Here is a 21,079-nt window from a genome sequence, read left to right on the forward strand (position 1 = left end):
GGTAGTCGGGCCTGTGCCGCGCAGCATTTGCCTGGTCCGTCTGGCGGGCACCGGAGCGCGCCGGATGCCCGCCGGACGGGAACGGCAGTGAAGTTCAGGTGAACCCTCCCGCCCCACGGGATCGGGTCTTTTCCGCAGGTCAGAGCCGGTGTTCCCTGCCGGGATGATCAGTGTTGCGAAGGTGCAGAGGCGGAACGCGTGGCGGTACTACGTGCGTGGGGTGGCGTTCGGGGACGGCCGCTGGCCGGTTGGCCAGTCACTGAAGGACGCCCAGGAGCAGGCGGGCCTGCCGCCTGGGGTGTGGATGGGGCGCGGTCTGCCCGCGCTCGGGCTCGCTGCCGGACAGACGGTGACGCAGCGGCAGATGGAGCTCGTCTTCGGGCAGGTCCGGCACCCGGACGCGGACCGGATCGAGCGCGAGCTCCTGGACGACGGCGTCGATTCGGAGGCGGCACGGCTGGCCACCGTTCTCGGGCAGCCGGTCGAAGAGATCGAGAATCGGGGGCAGACCCCGCTGCTCGCCGTCGACTTCACTTTCCGGGCGCAGGCGTCCCTGATCGTGTTGTGGGCGCTGGGCGACGACCACACCCGTCAGGTCATCGAACGGGCCCACGAGCAGGCCATCGCCACCGTCCTCGCCTGGCTGGAGGACGAGGTTGCCGAGACCCGCTGGTCCTCCGGCAGCAAGCGCGCCGAGACACCGGCCCTGGTGGCTTCAAGGTGGCGGCACTTCGAGAACAGAGACGGATTTCCGCTACTGCATGACCACGTTCTGATCCTGAACCGGGTGCAGCGTCCGGACGGAGCCTGGGGCGCGCTCGACACCCGCCGCCTCTACCAGCACGTGGTGGCGGCCGGGACGCTCTACACCCTCACGATGACCACCGAGGTCTGCGAGGAGCTCGGCCTGGCGACCGTGCCCCGCGAGGTGACACCGGGCCTGCGCCCCGTCATGGAGATAGCCGGGGTCGACTCAGGCCTCATCGACTGGTCGGCCACCCGCCGCGAGCAGATCGACGCGGCCCTGGAGGGCATCACCGACACGTACGTCCGCAAGCACAAGCGGCTGCCCGACGAACGCGCCCGCCACGGCCTGGGCTGGTGGGCCGCGCAGGACACCCGCCGGGAGAAGAAGACCCCCAAGCCGCTGGCGCAGCTGCGCGCCTGGTGGCGTGCCTCCGCGATCCTTCGTTTCGGCGAGCAGATGGTCGACGGGCTCCTGGAGCGATGCCGCACGTACGGTGCGGCGATCCGGGCCCGGGTAGGCCCCCGGGTGGACACCGCGCTCGCCGCCGTCGACGTCGCCGCGATCGTCTTCACCGTGCGCCGCGCCTTCGCCCGCCGCCACGTCCTCGCCGAAGCCCGCCGGCACCTTGCCGAGACCCTCCGCGGCCGCGACTTCCCGCCCGGCCTGGACAACTACATCGCCGACCGGGCCCTCGCCCGCCACAGCCGCCAGCTCACCGTTGTTCAGCCCGGCCGCCGCACCCCGGCCGCCGACCAGATCACCTACACCGCCGACTTCGCCTGGCCGCACCGGTGGTGGATCGCCGGCACCGACGGCAAGCCGCCGCGGGAGTCCAGCCGGTACGAGCGGGCCCGGGTCGCCAGCCTCGTCCTGCAGAACGCGATCCGCGACGCCCGCACCGCACCCGCCGCCCGGGACGAAGCGCCGGCTGCAGCCACGTCGGCCGCCGTGTACGACCACGAGGGCCAGGCAGCGCCGCACGCCGTCGACCACCCGGACCGGGACGCCGCCCTCACCCCGGCGCAGCAGGCCGCCGCTGTCCAAGCCCATCAGCAGGCCGCGATGCCCGAGGAGTACCTGGGGGGCCGTACGACCGACCCGGCGACGTGGCTGAGCACCCCGGAGAACCTGGAACGGCTCGCCGCCTTCACCCGCGTGGCCAACGCCCGCCGCCGGGTCATCGAGGACCGGCCGAAGCCCGAGCAGCCGGCCGACGTCGTCAAGCCCGCCGACCAGCAGCAACACCACACGAACCAGCCCGACCAGGGCAGGGGAGCGGGCCGTGACCGGTGAAGGGGTGGCAACCGGCCAGGGCATGGCCGATCTACGACTTCACCCGCGAGCCCCCGGGAGCCGGATCGAGAATCGGGAAGTTGGCACCCGGCACGGGAGGAACCTTGACCGACCTGCACGAACCGCTGGAACCGCTGGAGAACTACCCCGACGAACTGCCCCCGCCCCGCCAGCGCGGCGACGTGAACCTGGTGGGCCTGCTCAGCCTCGCCGACGACCTTGCCCGCAGCCTGGCAGCGCTGAAGATCCGGGTGCAGCCCCACGACCCGAAGACCTCGCTCGTCAGTCCCGAGAAGGCACGCGAGAACACGGAGAAGGAGGTCGACCGGCTCCTGGGCACTGCCGTCTACTTCCAGCGACACGCCCACGCCGCGATGCTCGGGCGGTGCGTCCTGGGCGCGGACTCCAAGGAGGACTGCTCCACCGAGGGCGCCAACCTCCAGCTGAACATCTGGGACGACACCACCCGTCGGGACATCGTCGAAGACGGCACCACCGGCTGCGTCGCCCACACCGTCGACGCCGCACGCCGGGCCATGGCCGACCCCGCCAGCCGCAAGATCCTGCTCGCCTTCGTCCGCGACGACGAAGGCACCGCCGTCTCCCGCGCCCTCGGACTCGGACCGGACGACACCACGCAGTTCTTCGACCGCGGCCTCACCCTGCGCCCCGAACACCGCGCCGGCTGACCCCAACGTCCCTCGCGGCCGCGCCCCGGCCGCCCGGCACCCGCATTGGAGCGCCCGTTGCCCTACGAGGCCCGCGACCTGAACCTGACCGATCCGACGAAGGGCTACCTGAACTTCGTCCTCTACACCGAGCCCCAGCACGGCGCCGTCACGTCGTCGCTGAACGCCGTACTTGACATCGAAGCGCAGCAGACCGTGACACCTCACTTCCAGGAGTGGCTGGGCAGGCTGGTGCGCTGCGAGCCGAACGCGATGCACTGCACCCTCGTGCAGCCGAAGAAGATCCCGGCCCTGTTCCACCCGTGCGTCACGGAGGACAAGGACAGCCCCTCGGCCATCCGAGGATCGGGCTGCCTGTGCCGCCGGACGTTCTACGACCCCGAGTTCGGGCTGCCCGTCGTGGGAGAGCACTTCAAACACGCGGGCACCGGCGGCACGGACCAGTGGAGCTACACGACGTACGCCCCGCTCGAACTGCGCCCGGACGACACCTTCAGTCGCTTCTACACCGGCCGCACTCTGTTCTGGGCCCGGACGGACAAGGGCGTCCTCTCGCTCCTCCCGCAGAGGAACGGCTTGGGCTACGAGATCGGGTACAACGGCGGCGGCCCGCACGCCCTGGCCGCCTACCTCACCCAGGTCGCCACCACCGACGGGCAGAATACGGCCGCCGGCGCCCGGTACGAGGACGCGCACCCGGCGATCCTTGCCTGGACGCAGAGCAAGGCGGCGGACCGTGGCACGAACGAGCTGTCGCTGAGCGACCTCCAGGCCATGATGGAGAGCTGACCGTCGGCCCGCATCGACGCCCACGGACCAGGTGCCCGTGGGCGTCGTCGTGTACGCCTTCGGCTGGCCGGTCGCGTCGCAGGACCGGGACCGTCCTGCGCCACGGACAGCGCAGTCGCCGTTCGGCAAGACGCGGCCGCGGCGCACGACCCGGAGGCGCCCGGGGTCGGCGAGGGAGCCGGGGAGTGACCCCCGAAGCATGGAGGCCCGGTGGTCAACCCGATCCCGATGTATCTCGCCGGAGCGGCTGGAGCGCTTGGCGGAGCTCGCCGACGCGAGCTGGCTGCGCGCGGTGCTGTTCGCATTGCCGCTCACGGCAGTACCCCGGCGGCCGACCGAACCCCCGGGCGAACCGTACGTCGGGGCAGCCGGAGGAATGACTACGGCGGACTCCGGCGGCACCTCGGGTGTGAACGAGACGACGTCCAGGGTGGGAGTGGAGCCCATCGCGGCGGTGCGGACCGGCGGAGAGCGAGTCCGCTCCGTGCGAACCACCCACTTGTTGCCCCGTGGCCCTGGGTCACGGATGGGTGGTGAACCGGGCATCGGGCAGTTTGCGCAGCCAGCCGCGATCGGCGAGCCTGACCAGCTTGCCCCGTAGCAGTTCCCGCTTGGCTTTCACGCTGACCTCCACCCCCAACGCCTCGCCGACCTCACGGGTCATGAGTGGTCCGGAGGCTCGTCGTACGGTCGCGATGATGCGCTGGTAGTCCGGAGGGAGAGAGCCCTCGTCCATGCCCGGCTTGTGATGCGGAATCAGTACCCCGGGCCGTCCGCCTGCCTGCCCGGATACCGGCTCGCCGGTGACGCCTTCCTGAGCGATCGGCCCCGTCAGTCGCGCGAGGACACGTTCGGCGACTGAGAGGTCGTCGCGCTCGGCGCGAACTGAGGTCAGCTGCTTGACCAACTGCGCTTCGCGATTGTCTAGTTCCGCACGGCGTGCGGTGATTAGTTCCAGCATGTACCGGATCGTAGGAGGAGGCTGCTCGTCCGCAGTGAATGGGAACCGGCAAGTCGGCACCCGGATGGGCCTATAGGTCTACGTCGGCGCGCTCCCACGCCCGGGACCGGAGTCCGCGCCCGTCTCACGGGACGACGGGGGAAGTCGTCGGAGCCCCTGCCGGGACGGGAGCGCGGAGCGTCCCTCGAAGGCGACGGAGGCCGCGACGGTGTGGGGAGCGAACCCACCGAAGCACGGAGGCCCCGATGGTCGAACCGATCCCGATGCACCTCTCGCCCGAGCAGCTGGCGCGGCTGAAGGAGCTCATCGACGCGGCACGGCTGCGCGCCAAGTACGGCGGCACCTGCCCGGCCTGCTTCAAGGACTACGCCCAGGGCGAGGTCATCACGAAGGTCGCCGAAGGCTGGGGACACCCCGGCTGTGCTCCACGGCAGCTGTCGGCGGCCGAGCGGGAGTTCGCCCGGAACAAGGCCCGGATCGACAGTGGCGAGACGTTCCGCGGCCAGAAGCCCTCGGACTGGCGGCTGGGCTCCTCGCCGTCCAGCACCCGGCCCGCCCGCTGAACTCGGGCCGGGCGGTGTGGCGTCGGCCACGGACAAAACCACCCGTCAAGGGGATGGTCAAGGAGGAATCGGACACCGCTCGTCGGTGACGGTCAGACCGCGGACAAGGGGTGCTTCCTCACGGTGGCACCGGCCCGCACGCACTTCCGCGTGCGGGCCGGACGCTCACCGACCCGGCCCGCAGGCCGGAGGAATACGAGGACACCGTGCCCGCCGACCACACACCCCGCCCCGCCCAAGACCTCCGCGGCGTGCCCGGCCCGGCGCCCGCCGGCGCCCTGGACCAGGTCCCGCAGGCCCCCTCCATGGGCCCCTCCATCGCCCCCTCCACGGCCACTTCGCCCGCCCGGCGTATATCCGCAGGTCAGACCCGCCAGTCAAGGGGCCGCGACGCGTTCGACAACCCTCCTAGTTCGACCCAGGTCTGGAAGCCGACCGGAGCGCGACGCAAGGAAGTGCTGAAGGCTCTGGGGATCTTCCAGAGGGCTACCGCCAATCAGCTCTGGCGGATGCTGCGCCCCGCCGACCGGCACGACCGGCTCACCCGGGACACCCTGAACGCGTTGAAGAAGACGGGCCTGGCCCGGGTGGAGACGCGACTGGAGTCGGGACACCAGCTGTGGGTGCTCACCGAGAAGGGCCACAAGGAAGCCAAGCTGCTGCTGCCGAAGAACGTACGGATGTCCGCGCTGCGCAAGCTCGAGTACGACGACGAAGGCCAGCCGGTGGAAGCCGAGGGCTACGACGAGCACGCTGCCGCCGTCACCTCGACCGCGGCCGTGCTCACCGGGGCCGGGTACGGCACCCCGCTGTCCTGGCAGACCGAGATCGCCCACCGCCTGCCGTACGGGTACACGCAGTACGCCGACTTGACGATGCGGGCCCCGAACGCCGGGGTGCCCGCGATGCTCCTGGAGGTCGACCGCGTCAACGAGCCCGTCGACGAACTGGTGGACAAGCTGCGCCGGTACCACGACTGGTTCGGGCTCCTGGCGCCGAAGGCCGACGCGAACAAGGAGGGGGCGGCCCAAGGAGCAGCGGTGCACGACTTCCGGCTGTGGTCGCGGATCTACCCGCCGACGGGCCGGGAGGGCTACGTGCCCCTCGCGTTCGTGTTCACCGGGAAGACGGAAGCGCAGCGAGAGAGCCGGATGCGGCGGCTGGAGCGGGCCGCCCGCGCGTACTTCGGCGGGGAGTCGTACCCGGGCCGGGGCGCGGGCATCACGGCCGTCGACTACCACCAGGCGGTGCCCGTGGTCGTCACCGAGCTGGAGCGGATCACCGCCGACCCGGCCGGGGCCGCGGGGAAGGTGTGGCGCAGGCTCGGGCGCGAGGAGTGGCAGACCCTGCCCGAGGCCCTGGACAACCCCGACGGCGACCGCCTGTACGCCGCGCAGCGGAAGGAGGCCCGAGACCGGCGGGCGGAGCGGGAGGCAGCGGATCGGGAGGCGAAGCGGCCGGTGTGCGCACGGTGCGGGGCGCGGTTCTCCGACGAACGCTGGCAGGAGACGACGCGGTCTTCGTGGCCGGGGGAGTGGGACGACCTGTGCGGGGCGTGCGCGAAGGAGTCCATCGCTCGTGCGGAGGCCGAGCCGGTGGCGCAGCGCCAGGCCGAGGACGTCGCAGCCGGCACGGCGGCCGAAGCGGAGGTGTCGAGGGCCCGCGGGCTGTTCAGGCGCCGCGGATAGCTGCGCGGACCCGGGGAGTCTGGGCAAGCCGTCCAGGAGGGCGGCTTGCCCAGCAGAAGGGCGGCAACGGGGTGTTCCGGGGGGAGTGGGCAAGCCCAAGGGGAACCTGGGCAAGCCGCCGCGACAGGTGGCTGCCCACCCGGGCCGGGGCGCGTCGGGTGGGGGCGGCGTCGGTCACGGCCCTGCCCCGGAATCTCTCGGCGAGGCAGCGGCTGACCGATGGCCGGTGACCGGTCGGCGGGGGAGTTGCATGGATCGGTCACGTGCGCTGACGTGCGGTTTGACCGATGACCGTGGAGATCGGTCATGCCTGCCCCGGTGACCGATTCGGCGGGTGGGCAAGCCTGAAGGCTGGCTGGGCAAGCCCCCGCGGCGTCCGAGCGCACGTCGGTCAGCCGCTGATCTCCTCCACGATGGCCTGGAGCACGGCCGGGCTCGCCTCCACCTGCACGGGCACGACGGAGCCGACGATGGTGGGCTTCGCGTGGACCGTGCCGTAGATCACGGCCGGAGCGGCTGCCTCGGAGATGATGCGCAGGAGCGGGTTCTCGGGAGAGCACTCGATCCGGTAGCCGGCCTCGAGCCGCGACAGCCACTCGGCGTGCACGGCGACGGGCCGGCCGTGGACCGCGCCGATCCGGGCGCCGCCAGTCGTCCAGTTCGACCACCGCACCGGCTCCCAGTCGGCGCCGGTGTAGGGAAGGCAGTCGGACAGGTCCGGGTGGTCCGGGCCCAGCCACTGCGGGTTCCGGCTCTTACGGATCCGCCACTGCCCGTCCTTGTTCACGATGCTCGGGTCGAGACCGGCGATGCCGTCCATGTCCAACGCGACGCGACCGTCAGTGATCCGGTCACCGTGGACCCAGACCTGGTCCTTGTTGACCACCCAGTCACACAGCCGCTCCCTCGCCACTGTCACGTGCTCTCTCCCTGCCTCGCTGATGAACGCCATCACGTTATCCGTGCAGGCCGGGCGGGCCTCCCATCCAGCCGGGACAGACAGCACGGCAGGGCTTGGGCAAGCCGCCCCGGGGAGGGTTGCACCGGGAGGGGGCTGGAGAGGTGCCTGCACGGTTGCTTTCAGCGGGGGACCGGAGGTGTGACCGGGAGTGGGAGCCCGGCAAATCGGACACCCCTCGTTTTCCCTGGTCAGGCCCGGTGGGCAAGCCTGTTTGCGACGAGGACACCTCTTTCCCACGCGATAGCCGAGGGGAAGAGGTGCCGTCCATCACGGCCGGGGCCGGCGGCGCGCGTCGTTGTCGGTGACGGCTGCCACGCTGATCGGATGAACGGCGATGAGCAGCTGCTGAACGGACGCGTCTACGGCGCGGACCACGACGACCCCAACCCCGGCCCGCTCCCGCACCGGACCTACGCCGAACTGGTCGGCGGGCCACTGGACGGCCTGCTGCTGGACATCCACGGCTGGCGGACCGAGGAAGTCGACGACGGCGTCGCCCTGACGACCGAGCTGTCGCGGTGGCCCGGCGGCCGCGCCTTGTACGACCCGCGGCCCGGCGAACCCCGCACACCCGGGCCGGGCGTCAGCTGCCGCTTCTACTACTCCGGCGACACGCCTTGACGGCCGCCGGCGCCGCTGCCCTGCGTCAGCTGTGCGGCCGTGTTCTCGATCCACAGCAGCGACCACTCGACACCGGCCCGCCACCCGGGCTCTGCCCCGTCGTACCGGCCTTCGGCGTCGGCACGGATGTTGGCGGCGAGGGCCCGCAAGTCCTTCTGCAGTCCCAGCCGCTTGGCCGTGTCCATGGCCTGGATCATTTCGTCGGTGATGTCACCGGGTCGGAGCGCGCTCATCGCCCCACCTTGGACGACTGCCCCCGCTGATGGCCATACCGTGAGGTCACCAAGCTGAACGCCGCCCCGGCAAATCCCTGTTCAGCGGTGATCTTCCGTGGCAGGCTCGTGGCCTTCCAGACGAGGGGAGTAGGCGATGGAGGGCTTCGCGAAGACGGAAGGCGAGCTGTGCCCGGACTGCAAGGCCGGCCCCGGGCCGGAGAATGCCTGCGTCGGGGTGGGCATGCCGATCCAGATGTGGCACACCCCGGACTGCCCGCAGTGGATCATCATGCAGATCGGCTTCGAGGACGGCTCCCGGCGTATCAAGGAACAGGACGCATGGGCGAAGGGCGTCTTCCCAGCCGCGCACGAGCGCCTGAAGCAGGCCGCTGCCGCGCTGCCGCCCGGCACGCCTGCCCAGCCGTTCGTCGACGCGCTGACCGAACTGGTCCAGGCGCAGGCCGACACCACCGGCTTCGTCGTCCTGCACCGGTGGGCGGAGATCCTGGAGCGGCACTTCCCGCCGCAGCTGCCGGACCCCGACCACACCCCCGCGTAGCTGGCCGGGCCCCTACGTTGATCGTCCAGGCCCCGAGGGGGCGAGCGCGGCGATAGCGTCCAGCCCATGACCACCACCGACACGATTGCAGCCCTGGCTCTGGGCGTGGCGATCGTCGCTGCCTTCGCCGCCATCGGCTCCTGGAGGGCGGCACGTAACGCCAACGGGGCCGCGCAGACCCTGTCCCGAATCGAGCAGCAGCGCCTGCACGCCGATCTCACCCCGGACTTCCGCTGCGCCGTCGTGGCCAACGAGGCCCGTTCCACCGCCATGCTGCGGGTCCACCTCGAAGGGCCACCCGGGCTGCTGTCCCACGACGCCATCGAGATCACCGTGTCCATCCGCAACGACAACCCGCACCGCGGCAACGGCCCCCGGCTCGCTGGCACCGCCACCCCGGAGCAGGTACGTGCGCACATCTGGGGGCCGTGGAAGTTCAGCGCCGACGGCCGCGACGACACCGGCCGGACCGTCGCCCCGCAGCAGCTCGCAGTCGGGGAGTGGACGCGCTACGGCCTGACGCCCACCACTTCGCCCACCTGGTCGACGACCAGCACGCCGGACTGGCTCCGCGACTACGCGGATGCGCCCGTACGCCTGAGCATCACCGCCAGGTCGAAGGGCAGCGTCTGGACCGTCCCGCTGGAAGTGCCCGTCACCACCGAGGGCACCGCCTGACCCTCGCCGGACCGGCCCGCCACATCAGCCACTCCGCCGCGCTGCCCTGACCTGCACGCTCGCCGCTGTCCACAGGCCGACGGCCGTAGAAGGGAGGTGTCCGCTTCCGGGTGTGAGGTGCCTGGACGCACACCGAAAGGGCACGGCCATGGCACAAAGCAAGTTCGACAAGCAGGTGGAAGAGACCGCCGAGTCGCTGATGTTCGGCATCGGCCGGTTCCTGGCCGGCCGCCCCATGGACGGGGAGCGGAAGACCGACGCGACGTTCTGGCGCTCGGGCACCCGCGTCCTGCCGAAGGTCGAAGGCAGGGTGTCCCGGTCCTCCTACCGGGCCGGGTGGCAGCGGCTGACCTTCCGCATCAGTGGCCTGGCCGCGACCGGCGCCGGCGGCTATTACGCCCTGTGGGAGAAGCAGGACGCCACCGTCGCCGCCGTGACCGACGTCTGGGAGAACCCGGACCCGGCCTTCGCGGCCGCGCAGACGGGCAGCATCGGCCTGGTCTCCGCCGCAGCCGTGGGCACCACCGCGTACCGGCTGGCCACCCGCAAGCGCCGGGAGTTCATGCGCGAGTGGGTGACCCCGCTGCACGAGGCGCTCGCCATGCCGCTGGGCATGTCGGAGCTGACCGACCCGCGCCGCTACCTGCACGTCCCCAGGAACTTCTCCGACGACGACGCGGAGATACGCATCGACACCCCCGGGCACCTGCGGTTCAACGAGGACCTGGTCGCCGACCTCATCAAGAAGAAGCTCGCCCTGGAGAACGTCTCCTTCACCTGGCAGCGCGCGGGCAGGAACACGCACGTCGTCGTCAAGAAGCGCAAGGCCCCACCCAAGAAGCTCGGCCTGGCCGACCCGGGCGTACGCGAGATCCTCGCGAAGATGCCCGAGTCCGCGCCGCTGATCGGCTTCGGCGCGGGCAAGAAGAAGGTCTCCGTCGACCTGGACGCCGACTCCCCGCACGTCCTGATCTCAGCAGGCACCGGCGGCGGCAAGTCGACCATCCTGCGCACCATCTGCTGCCAGTTCATCCACAACGGCGCGCACGCCTTCGTCCTGGACTTCAAGCGGATCTCCCACAGCTGGGCGCGCGGCGTACCCGGCGTCACCTACTGCCGGGACATCGCCGAGATCCACGACGCCCTGATCGGGCTCGCCCAGGAAGGCCGGCGCCGCCTCGGTCTCGCCGAGGAGCTGGCCGACGACGTCCTCGAGCGCGAGCCGTGGCGGGTCGGCCCGCGGCTGGTGATCCTCCTCGAAGAGGTCAACGCCACCATGGCGCAGCTCAAGCGGTACTGGGCGAAGATCCGCGAGTCCGGCGACCCGAAGACCTCCCCGGCCGTCGACGCGCTCGCCGAGATCCTCTTCATGGGCCGCCAGGTCCGCCTCCACGTCCTCCTGGTCGCGCAGTCCGCCACCGCCCGCGCCATCGGCGGCCCCGAGATGCGCGAGAACTTCGCCACCCGGATCCTGGTCCGCTACACCCTCAACGCCTGGCGCATGCTCGTACCCGAAGTCAGCCCCATCCCGATGCCGACCGAGCACCCCGGCCGCGTCCAAGTCGTCACCCGCGGCCGCGCCCAGGAGACCCAGGTACTCAACCTGTCGAACGCCGAGGCCCGTGAGTGGGCGATGTCCGGCGCCCACGCGAAGGGCACGACCGGCCCGGCCCTGCAGAAGACCGCCGCCCCCGCCGCTCCGCCCGCCGACGCCCTCACCGACGCTCGGGACACCAGCGCCCAGCCGCTCCCGCCCGCCCCTGCCACTGAACCGGCGACCGACCTGGACGGCCTCGCCGACGCCTGGAGCCTCAACCCTCCCGCCGACCAAGCAGCCGACACCCCGGCGGCGCCGCTCGTGAAGCCCGCGGCGGTGCCGGCTCCGGCCGGGGACCCGGACGATGCGGTGGTCGGGCTGCGCAAGGCCCAGCAGGACCACCTGCCGCAGATCACGCTCGCAGCCCTGCGCCGGGCGCGCGCCGACGACCCGGACTTCCCGGCCCCGGTCCACCGAGGCCACGAACACCTCTTCCGCGTCGGCGACCTCAAGAAGTGGGCCCGCAACCGGCCCCGCGGCGCGACCGGCACCACCGACGTCGACTGACTCGTCCCGTCCGGCGGCCGCGAACCGGGCCTGTCCGGTCCGGTCGCCCTGACGTCTCCGGGGCCCGGCTCGGGGGCGCAGCCTCCAACGACGTTGCGCCCAGCCGTTACGCGGTGGCCGGCTGCGGCTGGTCAGGCTCAGGCCCACCCCAGACCTCCCACCGGATTTCCCCTCGCCGGGGCTCCGGCAGCGTGTACCCGCGGAGAGGGTCATCGTCGGGGTGATGGAACAGGCAGTCTCGGGTCCACGCCAACGTGGCGGTCGTGAACTGACGGGCCAGCCGCGCATTGCCCGGGACAATCTGGTCTGCCTCAGGAGCCGTGCCGGGTGGGCCGATGAACAGCGCAGTTTGTGGAGAGAGAGGGAAATACACGCCTCCCGGCGACCGCAAGCCCGCCGCGCTCCGCTCCGTGGTGTTCTCGTCCGGCAGCGGGATCACCGGGACGTCCGATGTAGCCAGTCGCTTCCGTTTGAAGTCGACGATCCACCACGTGCGGTTGCACAACTCGGCTGCTCCTTCAGGAAGGGCGGCGCCCACCATGCTCATGGCATGCATGATCGGGATGTCCAGCTCGCGGAGCTCCTCCGGGAGGTCTCCGCCGAAGATCTCCGGCAGCTGAGCAGCCAGGCTGCTCAGGGCGTCTCGCTTGACCGGCACCCGCAGGTACTGGAACGCGATGAAGAACGCCAGGGTCATCCGCTCCTCTCTGGGCAGCGGCCAAACCCGCTTGCTGGGGTCGATCAGCCGGAGCATCGGCTGGGCGGCACGGCCTTCCAACGCCGTGGCCGCGTCTTCCAGATGCAGGCTCTCCTCGTCGCCGACCGTGAGCCTGTGAAAGTGGTTCGTCGCGGCGACCGTATTGATCCGCTCCGTCGTCGACCGCTTCGTCGCCAGGCGTACGACCTGGGTGCGGCCCTTGTCGTCGGCGAAGTTCCGCAAGTACATCTGCGGCACGAAGTGGTGCTTCTTGCTCTGACCCACCCGCTCATGGTGGCTGGTCTGTCCATCGCGGCGCCAGGGATATCCCCGACCTGCAGCTCTCAGACGCGTCTTCAGCGGCAGCTTTGATCGATGCGGCAGAAACCCCGGGACAGACCGAGGCTCATCGGGCACCATCAGATGCCATGGTCGCTCTTCGTTCCCGCCGCTTGGAGGGTCTCTTCGGAGCTCCGCTCGGCGAGGTCTCATACGCCCAGATCGCTGCCGCAGTCGGCACCGACGCGCTCTCCGAGTCGTACGACCTGGAGTTCAAGGGTGAGCTCTACGGCGGTAACGACAAGGCCCGGCGCGACCTGGCCGGTGATCTGGCAGCCCTGGCCAACACCGCCGGCGGCGCCCTCCTGCTCGGCGTTACCGAGGACGAGCAGGCTCGGGCGGCGGAACTGCCCGGCGTCGAGCTCGGTGACCGGGAGGTGCTGCGCATCCGGAGCATCGTGGCTGACCTCGTCCACCCGCTGCCCACCTTCGACGTCAGGCAGATCGAAGACCCCAGCACCCCCGGCCACGGAATCCTTCTGATCGCGGTGCCTCGCAGCCCCGGGGCCCCGCACGGGGTCCTGATCAACGAAGGCTTCCGCTACCCACGGCGCAACGGCGCCAGCATCACCTACCTGACCGAGGCGGAGGTCTCAGCCGGCTACCAGGACCGCTTCGCCCGCCGCCAGGCCCGCCACGACGACCTCGTCCGCTACGAACGAGATCTGACCAGCCGCCTCGACACCAGCGACCAGACCTACGTCGTCGTCACCCTCGTTCCGGACCTTAGCGGCGACTTCACCCTCGACACCAAGACGCTGCGCGACTTCCGCCAGGACACCCTGAACAAGGACCTCCTCGTCATCCCACGCGGCGCCTACACCCGCTACGCGACGGTCGGCAGCCGCCGCCTGATCGCCCACGGCGGGGACAACCCCGCGACGGCTCGATGGCTCGCGTGCGAGCTTCACCAGAGCGGCGCCGGCGCCTTCGCGGCAATAGCCTCCAACCGCGTCGACCTCGCCAGCCCGGGCCAGGTCGACGAGAACACCACCGCCAGCCGCATCGAGGACGAGGACCTGGTCCTCGCCGTCTGGTCCGGACTCCGCCTTCTGGCCCGTCACGCGCGAGACCGTGCCGCGGCCGGCGGAACGGCGACAGTCCGCGCCACCATCGTGCCTGTGACCACTGATCTGCCAGCCGAACTGCGACAGCCTCGCGGATTCGGCGGAACGCTCGGTGCGTACCAAGTCAGCGTCCCGCCCGAGGCAACCTCGGTCTTCGACATCGACGACCTTGCCGAAGACGGCCCCGGACTCATCGCGGCCACCTCGACCCTCGCCGCCGGTCTGATCCAACACTTCGGCTACCCCGAGACCCTCCAGATGACCACCGACGGCACCATCCGCACCAAGTACTGGAGCGTCCAGCGCTACGCGGCCGACGTGCAGAAGTGGGCTGCCCAGGCCGACGTCACGGTGACGGACGACACCGTCGAATGAGAGGCTCGTAGAGGCTGGCATCACCATCGCGGCCACGATGGGCGTGCAGAGGGCTGAGTAGGCCCTCGCCGCGCTGATGCAGTAGCCCGTCCAGCAATACCAAGGGCCCCGAGGGATCAGCCATGACGTCCTCGGGGCCGGCTCTGTGCAGTCGTACGAGTCAACGACGGCCCGCTTCCGGTGTCACGGACCGTGTGGCCGTCAGCCGTCGTCGCCCGGCGGTTCGGTGTGCAGGCAGTACGTGCACCTGGACGTCTCATCGGTGCGGCCTATGCACCGCCGGCAGGTGCCGCGTTCCCGGACCGGGCCGCGGCCGTCCGCGCATCCCGGGCAGGTCATCACCGGCTGCTGGAAGCCGAAGCCGATTACCCAGCCGTCGCCCTCAGCCGCCTTGCGCGCCAGCTGGGAGACGTCGTTCGCGGAGCGCTCGTCTCCGTCGTTGCCGGTCTCCACCGCCAGATAGATGGCGAGGCAGTCGTCCGTGTCGCAGACGACGGCTACTCCTGTAGGCATGCGTTCTCCTCCTCGACCGTCCGGCGCGGTCAGCGGTTGTTGCGGTAGGCGATGATCCCGGCGGCGACCAGCCCGCGGCCCCGGGCGGTACGGAACTCCTCCAGCCGCTCGGCGTCGGTGTACTTCGCCTGCGTACTGCCCGGCGGGGTACGCACGCCGAGCTGCGGGCCGTAGAAGCACACCGCGTACCCGTGGTGCAGGGCAGCGGAGTACCAGTCGGGCGAGGCCGGGACGGTGATGCGGGAGTAGACACCGCCGTCGGGGGAGCGCAGCTCGAGCCGGTCGTCGGACAGCCGGTGCAGGGCCCAGCCGGGGATGGTCCGCAGATCGGCGACGCCACGGGGGAAGCGCCGCATCCCGGACGCGATGGCGCCCTCGACCTGGATCTCGGTGGGCGCGCCGCCCGGGAGCCGGGACATCATCGCGCGCTCGGGCTCGAACAGGGCCACCGGCATCGGATCCTCGCCGTCGGTGGTCTGCAGGGTGCCTGTGTCCGGGTCGATCCCAGTGGCTACCTGCCCCAGCCCGAGCACGGGGGAGTTCATGTAGAGCAGCCGGCCGTGGTCGTCGACGTTGTTGCTCAGCTGCTCCCCGGCCGCCAGGATCTCCGCCTGGCTGACGGCCCGGTCGTCGATGTGGAACCGCTGACGCGGCGGCTGGTTGCTCCGCTGCTTCTTGGGCTTGAACCGTCCCATCGAGGCACCCCCCTTGGTGTGTGATCAGCCAAGCCTCAGCCAGGCGCGAGCGGCGGCACAAGACCGCCTCTCGCCAACCGCGGCCGAAGCTCGCCTGACAGCGCCCGGTCGGGGAGGTGCCCTTGACGCCGGTCCCCGCTTGCGGGACGGTCTGCGCAACTACGCGCAACCGAGTCCCAGGGGAGTACGTGATGACGCTACGGTTCGTCGGGATCGACCCCAACACCGGCGGTGAGGGATCAGCGACGGTGTGGGTGGAAGAGGAGAGCGCGGACCTGGTCCTCCAGGGCGAGGAAGCCGACGCCCTCCTCAAGTCCCTGGTCGGCTCCACCGAGTGGGTGGCCGGCCACAAGACGGGGATCCCGCCGCACGAGCGGGTGATCCGGATCCCGTTCCACATGGTGCAGATCTTGAGGGAGGCGTGCGATGCCGCTGAACGCGCAGCAGCTGAACACCGCGACGTTCGCTGAACTGCTCGCCGACACCCACCGCACGGCGGTCCACCTGGAGATGCGTGACCAGTACGCCGTCGGCGACGAGACGGACGACTACGCCGCCTTCCTCCGGACCGGCGTCCCGAACCTCGACCCGGCCCGCTCGTTCTGGCCCCAGTGGATGCCGCTCGTGAAGGACGCGGTCGCCCGCGGCGTGGTGATGCGCCGCGCCCGGATCGTCTCCGAGCCGGTCACCGACTACATCCGCTACGAGCACGCCATCACCCCCCTCAACCTCCAGGCCGGCGAGGACGTGCGCTGGCTGCCCCGCCGCCGCGCCTCCGACATCGCGCTGCCCGGCAACGACTTCTGGCTCCTGGACGACAGGCTCGTGCAGTTCCACCACTTCACCGGCACCGGCGACTGGGCAGCCGACGGCAAGGAACGCACCACCGACCCGGCCGCTGTCGCCCTGTGCCACGCTGCCTTCGAGACCGTGTGGGAGCGCGGCGTCCCGCACGAGAAGTACACCGTCCAGGCCCCCTGAGCAGCCCCATGAGCGCATCCCCATCGTCCAGCGCACAGGCGGCCCGTGAGGCGCTGGCCGTGCGCTTGCAGCACCTGCGCAAGGACGCCGGCCTCACCGGGAGGGACCTCTCCGCCCGGTGCGGCTGGCATCCCGCGAAGACCACTCGCATCCAGAAGGGCGACGCCCCGCCCTCCGACGGGGACATCCGCGCCTGGTGCGCGGCCTGCGACGCCGACGACCAGGCCGACGACCTCATCGCCACCGCCCGCGCCGTCGACTCGATGTACCTGGAGTGGCGCCGCCTGCACAAGGACGGGATGCGCAAGGTCCAACAGGACTGGAACGCCCTGCACGAGCAGACCCGCGTCTGCCGGGTCTACGTCTCCAACGTGCCGCCCGGCTTCTTCCAGACACCTGGCTTCGCGACCGCCCTCATGGAGCAGATCACCCGCTTCCAGGGCACCCCCAACGACGTCGCCGAAGCCGTCGCCGCCCGCATCGCCCGCTCCCGGTTCCTCTACGAGGGCGGCCACCGCTACGTCGTCCTCATGGAGGAGTCCGTCCTGCGGTTCCGCACTGCCGACCCCGAGGCGATGCGCGGGCAGTTGCGCCACCTCCTGGCCGTGATGCCGCTCGCGTCGGTCTCGCTGGGGATCATCCCGTTCGCCGCGCAGCGCACCGTGTGGCCGCTGGAGGCGTTCTACCTCCACGACGACACCGTGGCCGTGGTGGAGACCCTGACGGCGGAGATCAAGGTGACGCAGCCCCGCGAGCTCGCCGACTACGCCAAGGCGTTCGTCGGCCTCGCGGAGATGGCCGTGCACGGCGACGCCGCCCGCGCACTCATCCAGGCCGCGATTGACGCACTGGAGTAGAGCTCCGCAATTACCCGCAATCTCGTTGAGAACCGTGCGGCGGCCTCCGTAGCGTCGAACAACACCGACGCGACGCACTCAGCACACGGAGGCGGTGCCCATGAGCGCACCCACACCCGCCGGCCCCCAACCGGAAGACCAGCCGCACGCCTTCGGCCAGCCCTCCCCGGCGCTGATCGCCCGCGCCGACCGCGGCTACGCCCGCTTCCTCGCCGTCCCGCCTCCGGGAGCCGACACCGGCGACCACGAACAGGACGCCGACGCGGCGGGCGCCCGATGAGCAGCACCCACCTGGTCCTCCACGACCCCGAGGGGCGCCTCGACACTGAACTCCCCCTCGACCGGGAGCTCCACAAGGCTCTGGTCAAGGCCGTGCTCGGATGGACCGGGAACCCCAGCCTTCCACCCGCGGACCTCCAGCAGATCGCCCTACTGCTCACCGGCACCGCCCGCGCCGTCGTCGCCGACGTCCGCCGCGCCGCGGACCTGCTGCCCGAAGACCACGCCGCCCGCGCCCTGGCCGACGTCGTCCTCGCCGAAGCCGACCGCCGCCTGTCCGCCCCGCCGGACGGCACCGCCCGCTGCGCCCAGAACCGGGCCCGGCTCGTCCGCGCCCTGTACGAGCGCCTGGACCGCCTCGCGGGCGTCGCACCCCAGGCCGCCATGGCCCCCTGAGACCACCGCGCACCCGACCGGGACCGGATCCCTTCGGGTGCGCGGTGCACGGCACCACCTCTGGCCCAACCCGGGCCGGGGGAGCACCACTCGACACCGAGAGGGGCACCACCGTGAGCACCGCAACCACCGAACTGGGACGGTTCCTGACCATCACCGGCCAGCGCTTCCGCACCGGCCAGTCCGCACCCGAGATGTTCTCCCCGGCCGTCGACAAGGCGTGGCACGAACTGCTCGGCACCCCGGCCTACGAGGCCCTGTGCCTGGAGACCGCCGGCCAGCCGATCCGTCACGTCGCGAACAACGGCCACGGCCCGATCGCCTGGGTCACCGCCTACGAGGCGGCGTACGGGCCGCTGCCGGAGATCTGGTTCACCGACGCCGACGGCAGCCTCGACCAGGGCGCCATCGCCCGCTACCGGGAGACCGGCACCGTGGTCGCGGAGTGGGACTGCGGCCCCGCCGGCGGCGGCGACGGCGACGACGTCGCGCCCGACCAGCCGGAGACCGCCCGCCGGTGACCACCGGCCGCCCCAGCGCAGCGCCCCGGCCCACCGCCGGGGCGCTGCGCCTCGTTGAAGCCGCCACCGCCCGGCCGAGGTCCGTGGACATCAGCGGCTACGTACGCCAGATGACCGCCCACTGCCCCTACCTCGCTCCGTCGCTCCAGCAGGGCCTGACGACCTGGACGGTCTACCGCGCCGACGGCGACGCCGACGCGGTCCAGGCGGAGCTCTTCCACGCGGGCGCCGAGGCCGCGGAGTGGCTGCGGCCCTTGCTGAACCGGCCGCACGGCGCCCTGCGGCGCGAGAACATCGTCCTGCTGGGCGACGTACCCGGCATCCGGCACCGTGACCTGCTCGGCTGGCCGCACTGGGTGCTGAAGAACCTCTACAGCCTGGTCGGGGTGATGTTCGGCAAGTTCTACGCGGGCGAAGAGGAAGTCACCGCGGCCGGCCACCGGATCCCGGCCGCCCCCGCCTCGTTCCTCCCCGTGAGGGCCGCCGTACGCCGCCGAGACCCACGCTTCCTCGCCGCGACCCCCGACCTGGCCGTCGCGCTCGCCTCGGCCGACGACGACGGCCGCGACGTGTTCGAGCACATCCCCACCGACTGGATGGAGATCCGCACATGGGCCAGGCACCTGCTCCCCCCGGCGAAGCCGTCTCCCTCCTCACCGGACACACCGGCGAACCCGCCGCGATCCAGCTCCTGAGCGACCGGCGCGGCTCCCGGGCCTGGAAGATCCAGGGCACCAAGGGCGCCGTCGCCCTGAAGGCCAACAACCCCGACGGCGACAACGCCCGCGACAAGGCCGCCGAGATGGCCCAGGAGGACGACCACCTCCGCCACCTCACCGCCGCCGACGCCCTGAGCCCCGACTACCGGGTGAGCGCCGGCACATGGAACGGCGGCCGCTGGCTGGCCGTCAACTGGGTCGACGGCGTACCCCTGTGGCGTGCCCTCGCCCTCGCCCGGGGACCGGATGGAGACCGCGCCTCGGTGCGCCCCTGGCTCGCGGGCATCGCCCGCACCTGGACGGAGCACCTCGCCCGTATGCACGCTGCCGGCTGGGCCCATGCCGACGTCCAGCCCACCAACACCCTCGTCACGCCCGCCGGCCAGGCCGCGGTCATCGACTACGCCCTCGCCTGTGGCCCCGACACCGGCCACCGCCGCGTCCCGTACCGGGGAGCCCTCACCCACACCACCGCCCCCGAACTCGCCACCGCGATCCTCGCGACCCCCGCCGACACGCACGTCCAGGCGCAGCTGGCCGCCGACATCTGGAGCCTGGGCGCCTCCCTGTTCTGGTGCTGGACCGGCCACCGCCCCGTCCGCTACGACGACGACCTCGACCGCCTGGAGAAGCTCGCCGTCATCGCCAAGGGCACCACCACACCGCTGCGTGACGTCCGGCCGTGGCCGTTCCCCGAGTTCGAGGCCGCCATCACCGCGTGCCTCGTTTTTGACCCCGCCGACCGCCCCACCGCGAAGGAGCTGACCACCGCATGGTGACCCTGCGCGCCCTGGCCCTGGCCGACGCCCCCGCCCTCACCCGCGTCTACAGCGGCGCCTCGATCCGGCACACCACCGGAAAGCCCCTCACCCTCGACCAGGCCCACGAGAAGATCCGCACGGCCCTGGCCCGAGCCGCCGAAACCCCGCGCGCGCAGTGGAGCTGGGGCATCCTCCACGAGAGCGACCTGATCGGCCTGATCTCCCTGCGCCGACGCACCCCGGTCATGGGCACCCTCAGCTACATCCTCCGGGACGACAGCTGGGGCCGCGGCTACGCCACCCAGGCCGCCCACCAGGTGGTGGCCGCCGCCTTCACCACCGCCGGCCTGACCCGGCTGGAGGCCATGCACCACCCCGACAACCCGGCCTCCGGCCGCGTCCTGGTCAAAGCCGGGTTCACCCGCATCGGCACGTCCGACCGGCCCGGCGACGACGGAACCGTCATCCCCTGCGAGCTGTACGCGCGGGAGTCCGGATCATGAACGCCCCAGGGACAGGGACTGTGGGGACTGAGAAAACGCGCCTGATCGTGCTCCGTGGCAACAGCGCCTCGGGCAAGTCGTCCGTCGCGGCCGGCCTGCGCGAGAAGTTCGGCCGCAACCTCGCCATCGTCGCCCAGGACAACCTCCGCCGGATCGTGCTGCGCGAACGCGACCGGCCCGGCGGCGCCAACATCGGCCTGATCGACCTCACGGCCCGCTACGCCCTCGACAACGGCTTCCACGTCGTCCTGGAGGGCATCCTGTACGCCGTCCGCTACGGCACGATGCTCCAGGACCTGGTCCGCGCCCACCAGGGCGTCACACGGTGCTACTACCTGCACGTGCCCTTCGAGGAGACGGTGCTCCGGCACGCGACGAAGCCAGACGCCGCATACCTTGCGCACGTCAACGAGGGGACTGTAAATCGTTCGGTGTAACTCCCGATCATGGAGGATGCACCGATGACCAGTGAGAACGTGACCGAGGCCGAGATCAGCGAGGCGATAG

General features: G+C 71.3%; 25 protein-coding genes and 1 pseudogene. 20 read left to right on the top strand and 6 right to left on the bottom strand.

Going from position 1 to position 21,079, the window contains the following annotated elements; translation table 11 throughout:
* Positions 1-163: 163 nt before the first annotated feature.
* The 3 genes from mobF to ACFUJR_RS15285 all read left to right on the top strand — a co-directional run bounded on the left by mobF (position 164) and on the right by ACFUJR_RS15285 (position 3,519).
* Positions 164-2,041, top strand: a complete 1,878-nt coding sequence (mobF, locus tag ACFUJR_RS15275; RefSeq protein ID WP_383164136.1) for a MobF family relaxase — start codon at positions 164-166, stop codon at positions 2,039-2,041.
* 104 nt (positions 2,042-2,145) lie between these two features.
* Positions 2,146-2,730, top strand: coding sequence for a hypothetical protein (locus tag ACFUJR_RS15280; protein WP_383164139.1), 585 nt, complete (start codon positions 2,146-2,148; stop codon positions 2,728-2,730).
* 57 nt (positions 2,731-2,787) lie between these two features.
* Positions 2,788-3,519, top strand: a complete 732-nt coding sequence (locus tag ACFUJR_RS15285; RefSeq protein ID WP_383164142.1) for a hypothetical protein — start codon at positions 2,788-2,790, stop codon at positions 3,517-3,519.
* 520 nt (positions 3,520-4,039) lie between these two features.
* Here ACFUJR_RS15285 and ACFUJR_RS15290 read toward each other — a convergent pair.
* Entirely contained in the window at positions 4,040-4,480 is a 441-nt protein-coding gene (locus tag ACFUJR_RS15290) for a hypothetical protein (protein WP_383164145.1), read from the bottom strand.
* Between the two features lie 245 nt (positions 4,481-4,725).
* On the opposite strand from ACFUJR_RS15290, the gene ACFUJR_RS15295 reads away from it, so the two are divergent.
* Together ACFUJR_RS15295 and ACFUJR_RS15300 are read left to right on the top strand one after the other, a co-directional pair.
* On the top strand, positions 4,726-5,043 hold the full coding sequence (locus ACFUJR_RS15295) for a hypothetical protein (protein ID WP_383164148.1): 318 nt from the start codon (positions 4,726-4,728) through the stop codon (positions 5,041-5,043).
* Positions 5,044-5,153: 110 nt separating this feature from the next.
* On the top strand, positions 5,154-6,731 hold the full coding sequence (locus tag ACFUJR_RS15300; RefSeq protein WP_383164150.1) for a replication-relaxation family protein: 1,578 nt from the start codon (positions 5,154-5,156) through the stop codon (positions 6,729-6,731).
* Positions 6,732-7,122: 391 nt separating this feature from the next.
* Here the strand turns inward: ACFUJR_RS15300 and ACFUJR_RS15305 are convergent, their stop codons facing one another.
* Positions 7,123-7,650: a hypothetical protein gene (locus ACFUJR_RS15305; protein ID WP_383164153.1), complete on the bottom strand. Its 528-nt coding sequence runs from the start codon at positions 7,648-7,650 to the stop codon at positions 7,123-7,125.
* A 366-nt stretch (positions 7,651-8,016) separates the two neighbouring features.
* Here ACFUJR_RS15305 and ACFUJR_RS15310 point away from each other — a divergent pair, with 366 nt between their 5' ends.
* Entirely contained in the window at positions 8,017-8,313 is a 297-nt protein-coding gene (locus tag ACFUJR_RS15310) for a hypothetical protein (protein ID WP_383164156.1), read from the top strand.
* On the opposite strand, the gene ACFUJR_RS15315 is transcribed toward ACFUJR_RS15310, so the two are convergent.
* Positions 8,292-8,546, bottom strand: a complete 255-nt coding sequence (locus ACFUJR_RS15315) for a hypothetical protein (RefSeq protein ID WP_383164159.1) — start codon at positions 8,544-8,546, stop codon at positions 8,292-8,294. The two genes, ACFUJR_RS15310 and ACFUJR_RS15315, sit on opposite strands and share 22 nt — an antisense overlap.
* A 136-nt stretch (positions 8,547-8,682) precedes the next feature.
* On the opposite strand from ACFUJR_RS15315, the gene ACFUJR_RS15320 reads away from it, so the two are divergent.
* The 3 genes from ACFUJR_RS15320 to ACFUJR_RS15330 all read left to right on the top strand — a co-directional run bounded on the left by ACFUJR_RS15320 (position 8,683) and on the right by ACFUJR_RS15330 (position 11,869).
* A complete protein-coding gene (locus ACFUJR_RS15320; protein ID WP_383164161.1) occupies positions 8,683-9,087 on the top strand; it encodes a hypothetical protein in 405 nt (134 codons plus the stop codon).
* Between the two features lie 66 nt (positions 9,088-9,153).
* Positions 9,154-9,765 carry a hypothetical protein gene (locus ACFUJR_RS15325; protein ID WP_383164164.1) on the top strand — a complete coding sequence of 204 codons (612 nt, stop codon included), beginning with the start codon at positions 9,154-9,156 and terminating at the stop codon, positions 9,763-9,765.
* A 148-nt stretch (positions 9,766-9,913) separates the two neighbouring features.
* Positions 9,914-11,869, top strand: a complete 1,956-nt coding sequence (locus ACFUJR_RS15330) for a helicase HerA domain-containing protein (RefSeq protein WP_383164166.1) — start codon at positions 9,914-9,916, stop codon at positions 11,867-11,869.
* 106 nt (positions 11,870-11,975) lie between these two features.
* On the opposite strand, the gene ACFUJR_RS15335 is transcribed toward ACFUJR_RS15330, so the two are convergent.
* Positions 11,976-12,851 (bottom strand): DUF4238 domain-containing protein, encoded by an 876-nt coding sequence (locus ACFUJR_RS15335; RefSeq protein ID WP_383164169.1) that lies wholly within the window; start codon positions 12,849-12,851, stop codon positions 11,976-11,978.
* 143 nt (positions 12,852-12,994) lie between these two features.
* On the opposite strand from ACFUJR_RS15335, the gene ACFUJR_RS15340 reads away from it, so the two are divergent.
* A complete protein-coding gene (locus ACFUJR_RS15340; RefSeq protein WP_383164172.1) occupies positions 12,995-14,347 on the top strand; it encodes a helix-turn-helix domain-containing protein in 1,353 nt (450 codons plus the stop codon).
* A 201-nt stretch (positions 14,348-14,548) separates the two neighbouring features.
* On the opposite strand, the gene ACFUJR_RS15345 is transcribed toward ACFUJR_RS15340, so the two are convergent.
* Positions 14,549-14,860 (bottom strand): hypothetical protein, encoded by a 312-nt coding sequence (locus ACFUJR_RS15345; RefSeq protein ID WP_383164174.1) that lies wholly within the window; start codon positions 14,858-14,860, stop codon positions 14,549-14,551.
* Positions 14,861-14,889: 29 nt separating this feature from the next.
* The gene (locus ACFUJR_RS15350; RefSeq protein ID WP_383164177.1) at positions 14,890-15,555 is read right to left on the bottom strand and encodes a hypothetical protein; all 666 of its coding nucleotides are present in this window, start codon (positions 15,553-15,555) and stop codon (positions 14,890-14,892) included.
* Positions 15,556-15,746: 191 nt separating this feature from the next.
* Between ACFUJR_RS15350 and ACFUJR_RS15355 the strand changes: the two genes are divergently transcribed.
* The 10 genes and pseudogenes from ACFUJR_RS15355 to ACFUJR_RS15400 form a co-directional block, all read left to right on the top strand.
* Positions 15,747-16,025, top strand: coding sequence for a hypothetical protein (locus ACFUJR_RS15355; protein ID WP_030699965.1), 279 nt, complete (start codon positions 15,747-15,749; stop codon positions 16,023-16,025).
* Positions 15,982-16,536: a DUF6879 family protein gene (locus ACFUJR_RS15360; RefSeq protein WP_382487429.1), complete on the top strand. Its 555-nt coding sequence runs from the start codon at positions 15,982-15,984 to the stop codon at positions 16,534-16,536. Before ACFUJR_RS15355 ends, ACFUJR_RS15360 begins: the two co-directional genes overlap by 44 nt.
* A gap of 8 nt (positions 16,537-16,544) precedes the next feature.
* Positions 16,545-17,393, top strand: coding sequence for a helix-turn-helix domain-containing protein (locus ACFUJR_RS15365; protein WP_383164181.1), 849 nt, complete (start codon positions 16,545-16,547; stop codon positions 17,391-17,393).
* Positions 17,394-17,493: 100 nt separating this feature from the next.
* Positions 17,494-17,673: a hypothetical protein gene (locus ACFUJR_RS15370; RefSeq protein ID WP_383164184.1), complete on the top strand. Its 180-nt coding sequence runs from the start codon at positions 17,494-17,496 to the stop codon at positions 17,671-17,673.
* Positions 17,670-18,068, top strand: coding sequence for a DUF6415 family natural product biosynthesis protein (locus tag ACFUJR_RS15375; protein WP_383164187.1), 399 nt, complete (start codon positions 17,670-17,672; stop codon positions 18,066-18,068). The genes ACFUJR_RS15370 and ACFUJR_RS15375 overlap by 4 nt, the downstream gene beginning before the upstream one ends.
* Positions 18,069-18,181: 113 nt before the next feature.
* A complete protein-coding gene (locus tag ACFUJR_RS15380; protein WP_383164190.1) occupies positions 18,182-18,589 on the top strand; it encodes a hypothetical protein in 408 nt (135 codons plus the stop codon).
* Positions 18,586-19,284: a DUF6875 domain-containing protein gene (locus ACFUJR_RS15385; RefSeq protein ID WP_383164193.1), complete on the top strand. Its 699-nt coding sequence runs from the start codon at positions 18,586-18,588 to the stop codon at positions 19,282-19,284. The genes ACFUJR_RS15380 and ACFUJR_RS15385 overlap by 4 nt, the downstream gene beginning before the upstream one ends.
* Positions 19,200-20,087 (top strand): hypothetical protein, encoded by an 888-nt coding sequence (locus ACFUJR_RS15390; RefSeq protein ID WP_383164196.1) that lies wholly within the window; start codon positions 19,200-19,202, stop codon positions 20,085-20,087. Before ACFUJR_RS15385 ends, ACFUJR_RS15390 begins: the two co-directional genes overlap by 85 nt.
* The gene (locus ACFUJR_RS15395) at positions 20,081-20,572 is read left to right on the top strand and encodes a GNAT family N-acetyltransferase (RefSeq protein ID WP_383164199.1); all 492 of its coding nucleotides are present in this window, start codon (positions 20,081-20,083) and stop codon (positions 20,570-20,572) included. Before ACFUJR_RS15390 ends, ACFUJR_RS15395 begins: the two co-directional genes overlap by 7 nt.
* A pseudogene (locus ACFUJR_RS15400) lies at positions 20,569-20,979 on the top strand (kinase); the annotation flags it as partial. The gene ACFUJR_RS15395 and the pseudogene ACFUJR_RS15400, both read left to right, overlap by 4 nt.
* Between the last annotated feature and the right edge of the window lie 100 nt (positions 20,980-21,079).

Origin of the sequence: Streptomyces sp. NPDC057271 (assembly GCF_042668715.1) — a bacterium.
Taxonomy (GTDB): domain Bacteria; phylum Actinomycetota; class Actinomycetes; order Streptomycetales; family Streptomycetaceae; genus Streptomyces.